16 protein-coding genes and 2 pseudogenes are annotated in these 13,387 nt (G+C 27.1%); 5 read left to right on the top strand and 13 right to left on the bottom strand.

Annotation, left to right across the window (positions count from 1 at the left end; all coding sequences use genetic code 11):
- Window positions 1–19: 19 nt before the first annotated feature.
- Window positions 20–787, bottom strand: a complete 768-nt coding sequence (locus HW276_RS00775; protein WP_178937039.1) for an NUDIX domain-containing protein — start codon at window positions 785–787, stop codon at window positions 20–22.
- A 253-nt stretch (window positions 788–1,040) separates the two neighbouring features.
- Here HW276_RS00775 and HW276_RS00770 point away from each other — a divergent pair, with 253 nt between their 5' ends.
- Together HW276_RS00770 and HW276_RS00765 are read left to right on the top strand one after the other, a co-directional pair.
- Window positions 1,041–2,138, top strand: a complete 1,098-nt coding sequence (locus HW276_RS00770; protein WP_178937038.1) for an RNA-guided endonuclease TnpB family protein — start codon at window positions 1,041–1,043, stop codon at window positions 2,136–2,138.
- A gap of 136 nt (window positions 2,139–2,274) precedes the next feature.
- Entirely contained in the window at window positions 2,275–2,451 is a 177-nt protein-coding gene (locus tag HW276_RS00765; protein ID WP_197735178.1) for a hypothetical protein, read from the top strand.
- 87 nt (window positions 2,452–2,538) lie between these two features.
- Here HW276_RS00765 and HW276_RS00760 read toward each other — a convergent pair whose 3' ends face one another.
- The 10 genes and pseudogenes from HW276_RS00760 to HW276_RS00710 form a co-directional block, all read right to left on the bottom strand.
- Window positions 2,539–3,546, bottom strand: coding sequence for a hypothetical protein (locus tag HW276_RS00760; protein WP_178937037.1), 1,008 nt, complete (start codon window positions 3,544–3,546; stop codon window positions 2,539–2,541).
- Between the two features lie 105 nt (window positions 3,547–3,651).
- Window positions 3,652–4,410, bottom strand: a complete 759-nt coding sequence (gene cobM, locus HW276_RS00755) for a precorrin-4 C(11)-methyltransferase (protein ID WP_178937036.1) — start codon at window positions 4,408–4,410, stop codon at window positions 3,652–3,654.
- 35 nt (window positions 4,411–4,445) lie between these two features.
- A complete protein-coding gene (locus HW276_RS00750) occupies window positions 4,446–5,114 on the bottom strand; it encodes a hypothetical protein (protein ID WP_178937035.1) in 669 nt (222 codons plus the stop codon).
- 33 nt (window positions 5,115–5,147) lie between these two features.
- Window positions 5,148–5,509 (bottom strand): annotated as a pseudogene (locus HW276_RS00740) (DUF1016 N-terminal domain-containing protein); the annotation flags it as partial.
- 83 nt (window positions 5,510–5,592) lie between these two features.
- The gene (locus tag HW276_RS00735; RefSeq protein ID WP_178937033.1) at window positions 5,593–6,276 is read right to left on the bottom strand and encodes a hypothetical protein; all 684 of its coding nucleotides are present in this window, start codon (window positions 6,274–6,276) and stop codon (window positions 5,593–5,595) included.
- 46 nt (window positions 6,277–6,322) lie between these two features.
- Window positions 6,323–7,186, bottom strand: a complete 864-nt coding sequence (locus HW276_RS00730; RefSeq protein WP_178937032.1) for a hypothetical protein — start codon at window positions 7,184–7,186, stop codon at window positions 6,323–6,325.
- On the bottom strand, window positions 7,159–7,884 hold the full coding sequence (gene cobI, locus HW276_RS00725; protein ID WP_178937031.1) for a precorrin-2 C(20)-methyltransferase: 726 nt from the start codon (window positions 7,882–7,884) through the stop codon (window positions 7,159–7,161). Before cobI ends, HW276_RS00730 begins: the two co-directional genes overlap by 28 nt.
- Before the next feature lie 125 nt (window positions 7,885–8,009).
- A complete protein-coding gene (locus HW276_RS00720) occupies window positions 8,010–8,381 on the bottom strand; it encodes a DUF488 domain-containing protein (protein ID WP_178937030.1) in 372 nt (123 codons plus the stop codon).
- Window positions 8,382–8,512: 131 nt separating this feature from the next.
- Window positions 8,513–9,091 carry a hypothetical protein gene (locus tag HW276_RS00715; RefSeq protein WP_178937029.1) on the bottom strand — a complete coding sequence of 193 codons (579 nt, stop codon included), beginning with the start codon at window positions 9,089–9,091 and terminating at the stop codon, window positions 8,513–8,515.
- 138 nt (window positions 9,092–9,229) lie between these two features.
- Window positions 9,230–10,240, bottom strand: coding sequence for an endo alpha-1,4 polygalactosaminidase (locus tag HW276_RS00710; RefSeq protein WP_255460262.1), 1,011 nt, complete (start codon window positions 10,238–10,240; stop codon window positions 9,230–9,232).
- 219 nt (window positions 10,241–10,459) lie between these two features.
- Here HW276_RS00710 and HW276_RS00705 point away from each other — a divergent pair, with 219 nt between their 5' ends.
- The 3 genes and pseudogenes from HW276_RS00705 to HW276_RS11940 form a co-directional block, all read left to right on the top strand.
- Entirely contained in the window at window positions 10,460–10,963 is a 504-nt protein-coding gene (locus HW276_RS00705) for a TlpA disulfide reductase family protein (protein WP_178937027.1), read from the top strand.
- 94 nt (window positions 10,964–11,057) lie between these two features.
- Entirely contained in the window at window positions 11,058–11,270 is a 213-nt protein-coding gene (locus HW276_RS00700) for a glycerol transporter (RefSeq protein ID WP_232053972.1), read from the top strand.
- A 156-nt stretch (window positions 11,271–11,426) separates the two neighbouring features.
- Window positions 11,427–11,720 (top strand): annotated as a pseudogene (locus tag HW276_RS11940) (cysteine peptidase family C39 domain-containing protein); the annotation flags it as partial.
- Between the two features lie 93 nt (window positions 11,721–11,813).
- Here the strand turns inward: HW276_RS11940 and HW276_RS00690 are convergent.
- Both HW276_RS00690 and HW276_RS00685 read right to left on the bottom strand, forming a co-directional pair.
- Window positions 11,814–12,287: a pantothenate kinase gene (locus tag HW276_RS00690; RefSeq protein WP_178937026.1), complete on the bottom strand. Its 474-nt coding sequence runs from the start codon at window positions 12,285–12,287 to the stop codon at window positions 11,814–11,816.
- Between the two features lie 139 nt (window positions 12,288–12,426).
- Window positions 12,427–13,209, bottom strand: a complete 783-nt coding sequence (locus tag HW276_RS00685; protein WP_178937025.1) for an META domain-containing protein — start codon at window positions 13,207–13,209, stop codon at window positions 12,427–12,429.
- Between the last annotated feature and the right edge of the window lie 178 nt (window positions 13,210–13,387).

Below are 13,387 nucleotides of genomic sequence, written 5' to 3'. Positions count from 1 at the left end.
CAACCCTTCCTAAAATTTTCTACACTTCCATCTCAAACACATTAATCACAGGCGTTTCATAAGGATGAACTTCCTTAATAAAATAATATGCTAACTCACAAAATTCTTTTTTCACTCTAAATTTCATAATTTTTTCATTAGCAACACTGGCTTTTCCAACTTCTCCATCAAAAGGATTTCCACCTTCCAAAGTTTTCCAATGTCCAATTCCATCAATTGTAGAATAGACATCTGCATAAAAGCCTTCTGTCAAAAGATTGTATTTTTGTAAGTTTTCCACAATTTTTTCCACATAATTTTCTGGTACAAAAACTTCAAAACAACTGTATTTTTCTTTAAATTCTAATTTTGAACTCAATAAATTATCGTTTTCATAATTTAAAGTTAAATAAAAAAATGGTGTATTTTTAAATAATAATTCTAAAAATATTTTGTCGCCTTCCCACAATTTTAAATCAAAAATTTCTTTTTTGGGAATCCATTTTAAGTTGCCTTCGTCACATTCATGCTGATTTCCTGAAAAATCCGAACTTGTATAAAGATACATAAATAGTGGCTCATCGTTGTTGTAATTAAAAATCACAAGTCCACGAAATTCATAACTATTCAATTTGTAGCCAGTTTCCTCTTGAACTTCTCTTTTTAAACACTCTTCAGGTGTTTCCCCAGCTTCCAATTTCCCGCCAATTCCTAACCATTTTCCTTTATTTATATCATTTTTCTTTTTAGTTCTATGTAGCATTAGATATTTTTCATCTTTTTCTAAATAACATAATGTTGTAATCACTTTTATCTCCTTTTTTATTTTATTTATAAAACATTATACCATATAGTTATGTTGATTTAGAATAGTGTTAGAAAATTTTAACAAAAAGATAGCAAGAAGTCGTAGGCTTTCTATAAGTGGGAGATGAATTGCTTTTTTTGTAAAAAAAATTGAAAAAAGGATACTCTTATGATACAATTTTTGTATAAATAATGATAAAATCTCTAAAGAAATAATTAAAAATAATATTCAAAATCGAAAGGAGGTGTAATTTATGAAATATAATTTAGCATTCAAATACAGAATTTATCCAAATAAAGATCAAGAATTGTTGATAAACAAGACTTTTGGATGTGTTCGTTTTGTTTACAATACGATTTTATATACTGCGAATAAATTTTATGAAGAAACTGGGAAAAATAAAATAATTACACCTGCTAGTTTGAAAAGTGAAAATCAATTTCTAAAAGAAGTAGACAGTCTAGCACTTTCAAATGCTCAATTGAATGTAAAACGATCATTTACGAATTTTTTTCAAAAGAGAGCGAAGTTTCCAAAGTTTAAATCTAAAAAGAATAATGTTAAAAGTTACACGACAAATTGTGTGAATAATTCAATACGAATTGAGGAAAACAAATATTTGGTTTTACCGAAATTGAAAAGAATAAAATTAAAATATCATAGAGAAATACCGAAGGATTACAAGATAAAGTCGGCAACATTGACAAACAGTAATGGAAATTACTATGTTTCTGTTTTGACGGAATTTGAAAAAGAAATTCAAAAAATGTCAAGTAATGATAAAGTAATAGGACTTGATTTTTCGATGTCTGAATTATTTGTCAGTTCTGAAAACCAAAGGGCTGATTATCCAAGATATTTTAGGATATTGGAGAAAAAATTGAAAAAATTACAAAAGTCATTGTCAAGAAAAGTGAAATTTTCTAAAAATTGGTATAAGCAAAAAGCGAAAATATCAAAATTGCATGAGTATATCAAAAATTGCCGAAGAGATTTTTTGCATAAATTATCGAAAAAATTGTCTGAAGATTATAATGCTGTGGTTGTTGAGGATTTAAATATGAAAGGGATGAGCCAGGCATTAAATTTTGGAAAAAGTGTAGGAGATAATGGATGGGGAATGTTTTTGAGAATGCTTGAGTATAAACTGATGTTTTTAGGAAAGCAATTTTTGAAGATAGATAAATGGTTTCCATCGTCGAAAACTTGTAGTAAATGTGGAAATGTTAAAGAGAAACTGGAATTATCAGAAAGAAGTTATAAATGTGAGTGCTGTGGAATTGAAATTGATAGAGATTACAATGCTGCATTGAATATAAGAAATGTTGGAAAAGAAATAATGGAATATTAGAAAAATAAAAAAAACAGGGCAGGGACTGTCCGAAGAGCTTGGTAAATATATTTGGCTAGCAAAAGCAGGTACTTCCCAAGAAGCTCCCGCTTCTAAAAGCGGGAGTAGTTCACTGGTTACTGGAATGGTGACTTTTATGTCAGTTTTCGGTCTGTTAATGCGTCCTGAATTGCCAGAAAATATTGTAAGTGCATATTTTACAGCTTGGGGAATGAACTTTATAGCTGCTTTGCCGTTACAATTATTGCTTGTAGGTCCGATTTCACGATTGAAATTGCAAATGTGGCAAAGATATTTTGATAATAGAGCATAAAAAAAACATAATTATTAAACTTTTTGAAATTTTCATTTAGTTTTCTAATTATGTTATTTTTTATTATTTCAAATTATTTTTAAATTCTTACTTTTTCCCAAACTCATCATATTCTTCTCTTGCAACAATCTTATTATTTTTATCCAAAAAAATCCAGTTATAAAACCTTCTTCCATCTCGTATAACACCTTTTATAACTGCTTTTTCTCTTAAGTTCTTATCTTTTCCCTTGCTAAAACATTTATTGAAATATCGAAGAAATTTATTTTTAATTTCCACAAAATCTGTAACTTCTATTTTAGCATTTATTTTTTTGCCATTTAACCTATAAATTGAAACATCTTTTTCAAAATCTTTTCCTTCAATTTCAATAATATTATTTTCTACTTCCAATTTTTTCCATTTTTTAAGATTATTCCATTCTTCCAAAGTCATTTTTATCATATCAAAATCTTTAATTGGCTTAAAATCACGAAATTCTACAACTGTATATTCTTTAATAAATTTTTCTATTTCTTCCTTTTCCAAAAACTTGCCATTCTCAAAGACAATCCTGTTCACATTATTTTCTTCAATAAATTTCATTATCTTCTCAAAACCAATCTCCCGTGTTACAACATCATCAAAACTTTCCGTTTTCTCTTTCCAAATTGATTTATACAGTCCAACTTTTTTCAATTCTATCCGAAATTCCTTCTTGTTTATTCTTTCTCCCACTTTTATTTTCTCAAGAAGTTCAATTAATTTTTTTGAAAAATCAACCTTATTTTTATGAATTATTTCTTTCAAATATCTAATTGTGCTGTTCCTCAAAATATTATAATTTCCTAAAATTTCATTTTTCAATTTTTCATCATTTGTAACTTCATTTTCAAAACATTTCCACGAATAATCTTGTCCATCAAAACAATGAAATATTTTATCTCCCTTTTCTTTCTCAAAATCATAATAAGAACAGCTATATAGCGGATCATCTTCCCTTCTCAAATCAAATGTCACATAATTTTTATCTTCTTTTGCTTCTCCAATATGCAAAAAACATTCTGCTTCAAAAAAAGAATCATTTTTCTGATTTTCAACTTTTATAATTTCCATATTTTTTAATCCCTAGGTAATAAATAGTATTTTATCACTTCACTTTATATAATATTCCTTCAATTTTTTCATCTAAAATTCTACTTTTTTATTTTTATAACCTTACTATTTAATCCCTCTTCTAAACTCATGTGAAAACGTCTTATCATAAAGTTTAGATTTAGAATATTCGTCCCCCATAAAGTTTCCAACTAAAATTTGTGCAGTTTTCGTAATTTTTTCATCTTTCACTTTTTGAGCAATGTTTTCCAATGTCCCCATAATGATTTTTTGATCATTCCAAGTGGCTCTTTGGACAATTGCAATTGGAGTTGTTTTATCGTAATGTTTTAATAGTCTTTTCACAACTTCATCAATCATTTGTACAGACAAGAATATTGCCATTGAGCATTTGTGTGAAGCTAGACTTTCTAGGCTTTCTGTTTCTGGTACTGGAGTTCTTCCTTCCAGTCTTGTACAAATTATTGTTTGACTCACATCAGGCAATGTGAACTCTTTCTTTATTGCGGCAGCGGCAGCTACAAATGAACTCACTCCTGGCACGACTTCATACTCGATTCCATATTCATCCAAAATATCCATTTGTTCTCTTATTGCTCCAAAAATACTTGGATCCCCAGTATGAACTCTTGCAACCAATTTCCCATTTTTCTGAGCTTTTATCGTAACTTCCATCACTTCATCTAAGTTCATTGAAGCAGAATTATAAACTTCCGCTCCTTCTTTATGACATTCAATAACTTCTCTTGGCACAAGCGAACCCGCATAAATTATGACATCTGCTTCCTTTACAATTCTTTGTCCTTTTACTGTTATTAATTCAGGATCTCCAGGCCCCGCTCCTATAAAATATACTTTTTTCATAAAATTACCTCTTTCTTTTTTATATTTTTTTATTTTTATAATATTTCATTCATTTCAAAACTTACTGATATTTCTGTATTCAAATATATTTTTTCATTTTTCTTAAAAAACGCTTCCCAAACTTTCCCATTTTCAAGATAAACGGATATTTTATCAAGTTTTTCAACTTCTTCAACATTTATTTTTTCTATTTTTTTGTTTTTCATTCCAAAAATCTTTTCAAATTTTCCTGAAATATCATTATTAATTATCTCGTTATCCACAAAATAAATTTCATTAATCAATTTTTTCTGATAATCTTCAAAACTATTGCAAAATTCTCTAAAATGACTATTACATGCCCATTCACACAAAATATCCTTTATTGTCAATTTCTTGATTTTACTAATTTCTTCCTTATTCTCTAAAATTTCTTTTATCTCATTCTCGAAAAATTCCAACGGTGAATATCCGTATACCTTCTCATAACAAAAATTATACTTCGGAATAAAATAAATTTTATCTTCCCATTTTTTCAAATAAATTTTAAAAAATTTGTAGTACTCTATGTTTCCATAATTTAAGTAAAGTACATAATTTCCATTTTCATATTTTGGCAATTCAAAACTTTCACCATAATGAATTTCTTTTCCATCCTTTAAAACTTGAATATATTCTTCATACCAATCCTTATCATCGTAAACTTTTCTTTTTATTTCTAACATTTTTCTCTTTTCCTATTATTTGCTTTTCATCAAAGCATAAATTATTATTCTCTCATAAAATGCTCTTTCTTTATCATCGGATATACTCAGAATCTCACAATAATGGGACCAACTCAATTTTCCAGACACTATCTAGAATTTTTGATATTTCAAATAAAATTTCTCATATTAAATAAATTTGATTTTGAAAAGCCCTTTCCGTACTCTTTTGTCAATTTTTTTGACAATTCTTTTAAAAGTTTTTTCCCATATTCTGCTCTCTCTTTATTTTTCTGTTCATCTTCTACAATAATTTTCCCAATTTCCCAATAAGTCTGCACAAGAATATTATTAATCTTTACAGACACCTGTTTCTTTGCATTTTCCATCAATTCTTTGATTTGCAAATAAACCATATTACTCCCAATTCTTTTTTAAATTTTACTCATTTTACCCCCATTTATATTAATTTCAAAAATAACTTATCAAATATTTTTTACTAATAACTAATTTTTTGTTCCACATTCGGATTTTGAACCGCTTTCTTATATAATTCCTTTAATTCTTCAAAATGATTTCCATTTTTCTCTCTATATTCTTTTTCCTTTTCCGTCAATTCCCTATTATATGGATTATCTCCCAAACTGCTATGAAGAGCAATTCCAAATTGTGTTATAATATCAAATTTCATAATTTCTTGCGACAAACTTTTATCTGTATAAAATTTATAACCATCGTAATTTGAACCTCTTCCCGCATCATAGTAAATATCGTTATTATATTTTACTTTTACAATATTTTTTATTTCTTTTTTTGTTTTTCTTTCATAAATAACTGCCCTGTTGCTCTCCACTAATTCAGCAATATAATTACGAACATAATCCAATTTTTTATCCTTATCAGAAATATTATCTTTTATATTTTTTTCTTTTTTATCTCTATTTTTATTATATAATTCCAACAAATCACTTTTTCTTACTACAATATCAAAATTTTCAGTTTTGTAAGTTACCAAACCTTTTTTATCACTTGGCAGTACATCATCTAATTTAATTTCTTTCACAAAATCTTGACTCAATTCTACATATCTCTTCTTTTTTGTATCATAAGTTCCTTTTACAATCGTTTCTGCCATTCCTTGAATTGCCACTATAAATGACAAAATAAATAAAATTTTTTTCATAATAATTCCTTCTTTCTTTCAGTTTTTCAATTTTAACTACTTCTTATTAACTATCCCCATCAATCTGGTTTTCAACACAATTTCTCCTTTTATTTTTATTATTCATTTTCAAAGTTCCCAAATAAAATCCTGCATTAACAATCAGTGCATACAAAAAATATCTCGATTTCAATGTTTTTACAATTCCAACTTTTTCAATAATTCCACCCTCAGTTTCTTTGAAATACATCAAAACTTTATAAGGAAAAGTATAAATTATTGCATAATAATCTTCTTTATACCAGTTGAAACCCATAAAAATAAATATAAATGCAATTATCAAACAACTTAACATTGTCAATTTTCTTATAATTTTTATTTCTTCAACGTTAAAATATCTTTTTATAAGAAACCCAAAATAAATATTTGCAGTAATTAATGGTATTAAAACATTAATTTGATTTTCACCCCAAAAACTTCCAAAACAAATTGCAAAACTAGGAATCAAAAAATACATTGTAACAAACCATAATATAATTTTAGAAACTTTAGACAAATAACTTCTAATCTTTATTTTACTTCTAAATATTCCTAAAATGAATAATCCGTTGAAAAAACATAATTTTATAACTCCAATAATATCTATTCTAAATAATAATATTACTGATAAAATTATAAAAAATATTGGCAATTTCAAAATTTTATCATTTTCATATTCCGTTTTTTTTCCCATGAAATAAAACATTATGCCAAAAATTATTCCCGTTATTATTGAAAACATTCCTCCAAAATATAATCGAAATGGCAAATCAAAACCATAATCCCAGTCATATTTTCCTATCAAAAAATAAAATACAAAAAATAAAATTTGAAGAATTATAAACTTTGCTATTTTTATTTTCCTTAAAGTGTTTTTAGAAATCTCTTCCACTCCTTAACTCCTTTCTTCTTCAATATCATCGTCGAAAAATAAGGAACTTCCTCCACACTCTCAATATCCCAATAAATAACTTCATTATCTTTTCCGCAATCTGAAACAATTACAGCATTTTCTTTATTACCTGTTTCAATTATCGCCTTTTTAATTTTCTCAAAATTTCTGCTTATTTTCATCAAAACTAAATTATCATTATTTTCAATTTCCTTATAAATATCAGTTTTTCGATTGACAGACACCACTTTCAAATCTTCATCACCAATCATCAAAGGCACATTCAGTCTAGCTGCAATGCTATTAAACGAAGTTATTCCAGCAATCGTCTCCACTTCCACATCATCTGCAATATGCTCCAAAACATAAGTATATGTGCTATAAGTCATCGGATCTCCAATTGTCAAAAATGCCACATTTTTTCCTTTTTCAAGTTCCTCACTTATTTTGTCAGCATTATTTTTTCTAAAAACTTTTCTTGCTTCCACGTCTTTTATCATTGGAAACTCCAAAAACATTTGCTCTACACCAGGTTTCAAATACTCTTTTACAATATTAAAAGCTGTACTTCCTTCTCCACTTTTCGCCTCAGGCAATACAATTACATCCACCTCGTGCAATTTTTTCGTCGCTTTAACCGTTATATTTTCAGGATCTCCCACTCCAACTCCAATACCATAAAATTTACCTTTTTTCATATTTCACTTTCCTTTCTTTTTATTCTCCTATTTATCTTACTAAAAAATTTACTCATTTTTTTTATTTAACTTCTTTATTTTCAAACTTTTTCTATCCACCACTCAAAATACTTTTTAAATTTCAACTATTTTCCTAACTTTTCCTCAATAAATTTCTTTAATACAGGAATATGGCTCAATTCTGGAGTTCTACTCGCATAAACCATTGTCACATTTCCCTTTTTCAACTCTTCCAATATTATACCCTCAAATTCCTCAAAATTCGAATTTTCTTCCAATTCTTTTCTATATTTTTCAGAAAAATTTTCAAAATTGATAATTCCTTTATGATAATTTTGTCTCAATTCCTTCGATGGCGTAATAATTTTTGCCCAATAATCGATTTTCGCATCTTCCTTTTTTAACCCTCTAGGCCATAATTTATCGACTAATATTCTAAAACCATCCGCTTCTCCAATTTTTTCATAAGCTCTTTTCCATTTAATTTCAAACTTCATAGCTCTCTCCTTTTCTAAAATCAAAAATCTTATCAAGATCACAACTATTTGTCAATCACTTTTCATAAAATTACTTTAACTATTATACCATATTTGTTATACAAATATTTCGATAATACAACAATTTTTAATTATTTTTCCACTAAAAAAATATTTTCTGAAATTTTCTTTTTCATAATTCCACCAAATTGATTTTTGTAAAGTTCAAGATATTCTGAAAATTCGCAAGAACAATTGTATCCTAAAATTTCCATCTCAATTCCAAATAAGTCAACATTGAAAGGAAATGGCGAAAATCCATTTTTCAAATAAAATTTCTTTCGACTTTGACGCTCTTCATAATTTTCAGCATTTTCATCCTCAGCATTTTCAATCTCAAGAAAAAAACGATAATTTTTGTAATATTCCTTCAAAAAAGATAGCGTTTTAGAGCCGTATCCATAGCTTCTAGCTTCTTCAGTTATCGCCAAATAATCTAGTAAAACCAAGTCCTCATGTTTCAATGCAATTGCTAAACCTTTAAACTCATACGAATCTCTATTTTTCTCATCAGTTTTTTTCTTCTCGATTGAAAAGACCTCAAAATTCCCTCTCAATACTCCGATTAATATTAATCCAAATGGCTTTTTTTCCTCTTTTGGAAATGAATTTTGATATAATTTGTAAATATTTCTAATTTGTTTTATTGATTTTATTTTTCTTAATTCCAATTTAAACCTCTCCTTTTGCTAAAAACTAAAATTTACTTTTTCTTAATTAACAAAAAAAGAGAAGACCTGTTGCATTATATCATGCAATCCTAATCAAAAGGTGGTTTTCTCTTTGTTATAAAGTTATTAACTAAATAATTAATTTATAATTTCTCCGCTTTTTTCAGATTTAACTTCAAAATTATAGTATGTGTCAATTGTATCAAGCATATAACCGTCTACACCCATATCATCTAATCGTTTTTGATAATCTTTTACGATTTTTCTCCATTCAGGACTCCAATATTTTACAATGTAATCGTCTGCCCAATTTGGATTTTCTCCCACAATCCAACTAGGTCTTGTAGCTTTATTTTTCCATTCAGGCTTCCAGAAATCTCTGTATCCTCCAGCTTCTCCAATACTAAAATATGCTATTACTATTCTCTTAGCTCCATTTTTCTTTCTCTTCAATGATTCTATTTGTTCTTTTGTCATATATTTTCCACTGTGTGAAGGCTCGATTAACAACAAATCATAATCAGTATTTTTCAAATAATTATAAAAATCATCAACATCTCTAAATTCTTTTGGATTTAATAACACCAAGAAATTTTTTACATCATTCAAAGAATTTATATTATTCGAATTAAAATTTTGTATTGGCATATATGCTTTTTCAGCTCCAAATGATGGTAACAATTCATTTGTAATATTTGTTTGAGTCGATTTTACCAACAAATCTTCTCTCAATTTATTCCCTACTCCATAATTTATCGCAAAAATTGGTTTCCCTGCTTTTCTAATTGGATTTAAAATACTCAAAAGAAACTCATTTGACTCCTTTTTAGTCGGATGCGACAATTTTAGACCTTCTCCATAATAAAGTGATTCTTGTGTAGTTCCGTTCGTAACATTAAAAAAATCCTTGTCTATTTGATTATTACGATAATATAATAAATTCCCATTTTGTGTGATTAAATATTTATCTTTCGTTGTATTTGAACGCACTTCACGAATTAAATCTCTCATTCTGTCACGATAAATTTCACTTCCTGAAACATATTTTTTTGTATTTTCAACTTTTGAATTCTTATTGTCTTTTACATTTGTATTTGAGAAGCAATAACAAAAAATAAATAATGACAATATTAATAGTACTTTTTTCATATTCATCTCTTTTTTAATTAGATATATTTTAATATAAATATTTTTGTCTTTGTTTAGTTTATCCTATTATTTTAGTTTTTTTCTTTTAACTTGTGGATTGTTTGTAAGAAATATAGCGAAATTAGGATTTAAAAAGTTAAATATAATTGAAAATATATATTTAATATGATAAACTTTACAAAATGTTTTAAATAAAAAAATAAGAAAGAAGGGATAAAAATGAAAAAATTATTGATTATTATTTCATTATTTATGACATGTATTTTCGGATTCGCAAATGCAAAACCTCTTGATGTTGATGTAACAGAAGGTGCAAAATTACCAAATTTTGAATTAAGAGATTTTCATGGAAAATATACTAAAAGTAAAAAATTATTTGGAGATGGAAAACCAGCACTTTTAATTTTTGCGGCTGAATGGTGTCCTTATTGTCAACATGAATTAGCTGATGTACAAAAATTTTACGAAGAAAATAAAGATAATATAAATGTTGTAGTTGTATTCACAAGAAGAAAAACAAACTTATCAGCAACTAAAAAATATGTAGAAGATAGTAAATTTACTTTCCCTGTGTATTACGACGCTACAAATACTCTTATGACAGCCTTCAAAGTAAAAACTGTTCCATACAACTTGATTATCCAAAATTCAAGAATCCAAAAAGATTTGGGTGGATCAAAAACTTATGAAGAGTTGAAAGAAGCATTTTATTTGAATTATTAATTTAGAAATATTTTATATTTTAGACATCAACTATTGAAGGCTCTTTTGCAGGAGGAGTAGGATATGCTTTTGATAGAGAAGCTTTCAAATTAGGATGGTAATCGAAATTTTTAAGGAGGTAAAATTTATGAATAAGAAATATCAAAATATGATAGTTATAATGGCTTCAATATCGTCAGTCATAATTGGTGGTAGAATAATTGATGAATATGGATGGGTTATAGGTTTAATAACAGCTGCAATTACAGGTGCTGTTGTTGGATTGCTTGGAAAAATTATATTAAAGTTTCTTAAAATTAACAGATAGATTAAATAAATACGTATTTATTATAAAATTATAGTCTTTAACCTAATCTTAATAAAAATTTTATTTGAATAGAGAGTTTCTAGTTTTTAGGAACTCTTTATTTTTAAAGAGAGAGAGGGGGAAAAAGACTTTTCCGATATTTAAAAATATTACTGTGTTTTACAGAAGGATGAGAATGATTGTGGAGCTGCCTGTATATTAACAATAGCTAAGCAATATAATTCAAATTTTTCAATTGCCAAGTTACGGCAAATATTAGGAACAGATAAAAACGGAACTAATCTTGCGGGAATGATAAAAGGGCTTGATTATTTGGGATTTGATTCAAAGGCAGTGAAAGTTGAGGATAAAAAAATTGATAATAGCGTGTCTTTTCCTATAATAGCACATATTCAAACCACAAATAATTTTTTACACTATGTGGTTGTTCATGATTTATATTTATTTTGAAGGAAGAATTTAAAAACAGGATGATAAAACTACCATCCTGTACCATATATTATATTTTGAGTTTACACAAAATTTTGGACACTCTCCCTTTTTTTAATCAACTACAGTCATTATTCTATAATTGTTATGTGGATTTATTATTACTACTTTTTTAAGTTTTGTGTCGTAAGCATAAGCGTAATCCCCATCTTTGGCTACTTCTCTAAGAAATACTTTCTTTTCTAATCTTAATCTTACTTTTTCTTCTTTTATTGAATCAGAACTGTCTTGCTCTAGAGATTCATCAATATATTTTGTAACAAAATATCCTTTGCTGTCTTTTTGAATTTTAAAAGTATCAGCTGTATCTGTATAACTAAGTGTTTTATTCAAAAACTTTTCTGCATGCAACTTTCCATCTGTAGTAAATTTCTGATCTATTCCTTTTGCTAATCCGCCTGGAAATTCTTCACTTTGTGTAACAGCTTGAGTGTTATTTTGAGCAGTTGCTCTTCCATTTGCATAAGTTACTACTCCCATTGCTAATACTACCATTAGCAAACATAATTTTTTTAAATTTTTCTTCATAACAAATTCTCCTTTTTATTTGTTTTCAAAATATCAAATTTTTTATTCTGCTTCTTGATTAATGAAATTGTATCATAGAATTTACAGGAATTCAATGTTGTTTTTTTGTGATTTTTTTGAAATTCTCTATCTCTAACACCTAATAATGATAAGCTCTGTCATCAATCTTTTCAAATTTCAAAACTTTCCCATCATTAGTAGTCAAAATCAAAAGATTATTATTAAATTCTATAGTTTTAGAATCTTGTAATAATTTTAAATATTCAAATTCAATTTTCATTAAATTTTCTGGTCCTGCCATTCTTGTAGAGCCAACTGGTCCGATTTTAATGCTGTTATTTTTTATTTCAAAACTTCCAAAATAGTTGTTTACTCCTGAATTTCCGTTTACTTTGTTTTCGTCGAAAGAAATTGTTATTTCTCCATCTTTTTCTGGAAGTGTTGTTTGTCCCATTTCCAAAAGTTTCCATTTTGTGTTTTTTAATTTTTCACTTAAATCTAATTTTTGGAATGTCCAAATTTCTCCATTTTTATTTCTCAAACTTAAAGTTGTATTGCTATAAGTTATTCTTGGAGAATTTTGCAATGTTTCTAAAAATCTTTGTTCAATTTTCATTAATTCTTCTGGACCTGCCATTAATGTTGTTGCTGCATTTGCAGTTAAAATTGAGTTATTTTTGATTTTGTAACCTCCAAAATAGCTGTTTACTCCTGAATTTCCGTTAATTTTGTTATCTGCAAAATTAATTGTGATATTTGCATTTTGGGGAATTAATTGTTCTTTACCTCTTTTGGTAATTTGTAATAATTCCCATGAAGTTTCGTTTAAGTTAATAATTTTCTTTTTCGTTTTTGCACTTAAGGAAATGCAACTTAGTAAGAAAACTGTTAAAATTCCGAATAAAACAAATGTCTTTTTCATTTTTATTCCTCTTTTCTAAAATTTTTTATCTAAAATCTTAAAATTTATATTTCTAATATTTTCAAATTTCTCTAAATTTTATAATAGACTTTAATTTAAGATTTTATGATTTATTCTTTTTATCTTTTCATCATAATAATATCACATCTTCAGTGAACTACTCTCGCTTTTAGAAGCG

This window comes from Leptotrichia sp. oral taxon 417 (assembly GCF_013394865.1).
Classification (GTDB): domain Bacteria; phylum Fusobacteriota; class Fusobacteriia; order Fusobacteriales; family Leptotrichiaceae; genus Leptotrichia; species Leptotrichia wadei_A.
Note: the sequence above shows the minus strand (reverse complement) of the source record. Positions and strands in the feature narration are given on the sequence as shown.

What these genes read in the sequence shown, in the direction of transcription:
- HW276_RS00700 (WP_232053972.1), top strand. Translation starts at nt 11,058, where the DNA reads ATGGTAATCGAAATTTTTAAGGAGGTAAAATTTATGAATAAGAAATAT.
- HW276_RS00735 (WP_178937033.1), bottom strand. Translation starts at nt 6,276, where the DNA reads ATGAAAAAAATTTTATTTATTTTGTCATTTATAGTGGCAATTCAAGGA.
- cobI (WP_178937031.1), bottom strand. Translation starts at nt 7,884, where the DNA reads ATGAAAAAAGGTAAATTTTATGGTATTGGAGTTGGAGTGGGAGATCCT.
- HW276_RS00750 (WP_178937035.1), bottom strand. Translation starts at nt 5,114, where the DNA reads ATGTTAGAAATAAAAAGAAAAGTTTACGATGATAAGGATTGGTATGAA.
- HW276_RS00720 (WP_178937030.1), bottom strand. Translation starts at nt 8,381, where the DNA reads ATGAAGTTTGAAATTAAATGGAAAAGAGCTTATGAAAAAATTGGAGAA.
- HW276_RS00710 (WP_255460262.1), bottom strand. Translation starts at nt 10,240, where the DNA reads ATGAAAAAAGTACTATTAATATTGTCATTATTTATTTTTTGTTATTGC.
- HW276_RS00690 (WP_178937026.1), bottom strand. Translation starts at nt 12,287, where the DNA reads ATGAAGAAAAATTTAAAAAAATTATGTTTGCTAATGGTAGTATTAGCA.
- HW276_RS00760 (WP_178937037.1), bottom strand. Translation starts at nt 3,546, where the DNA reads ATGGAAATTATAAAAGTTGAAAATCAGAAAAATGATTCTTTTTTTGAA.
- cobM (WP_178937036.1), bottom strand. Translation starts at nt 4,410, where the DNA reads ATGAAAAAAGTATATTTTATAGGAGCGGGGCCTGGAGATCCTGAATTA.
- HW276_RS00705 (WP_178937027.1), top strand. Translation starts at nt 10,460, where the DNA reads ATGAAAAAATTATTGATTATTATTTCATTATTTATGACATGTATTTTC.
- HW276_RS00685 (WP_178937025.1), bottom strand. Translation starts at nt 13,209, where the DNA reads ATGAAAAAGACATTTGTTTTATTCGGAATTTTAACAGTTTTCTTACTA.
- HW276_RS00765 (WP_197735178.1), top strand. Translation starts at nt 2,275, where the DNA reads ATGTCAGTTTTCGGTCTGTTAATGCGTCCTGAATTGCCAGAAAATATT.
- HW276_RS00770 (WP_178937038.1), top strand. Translation starts at nt 1,041, where the DNA reads ATGAAATATAATTTAGCATTCAAATACAGAATTTATCCAAATAAAGAT.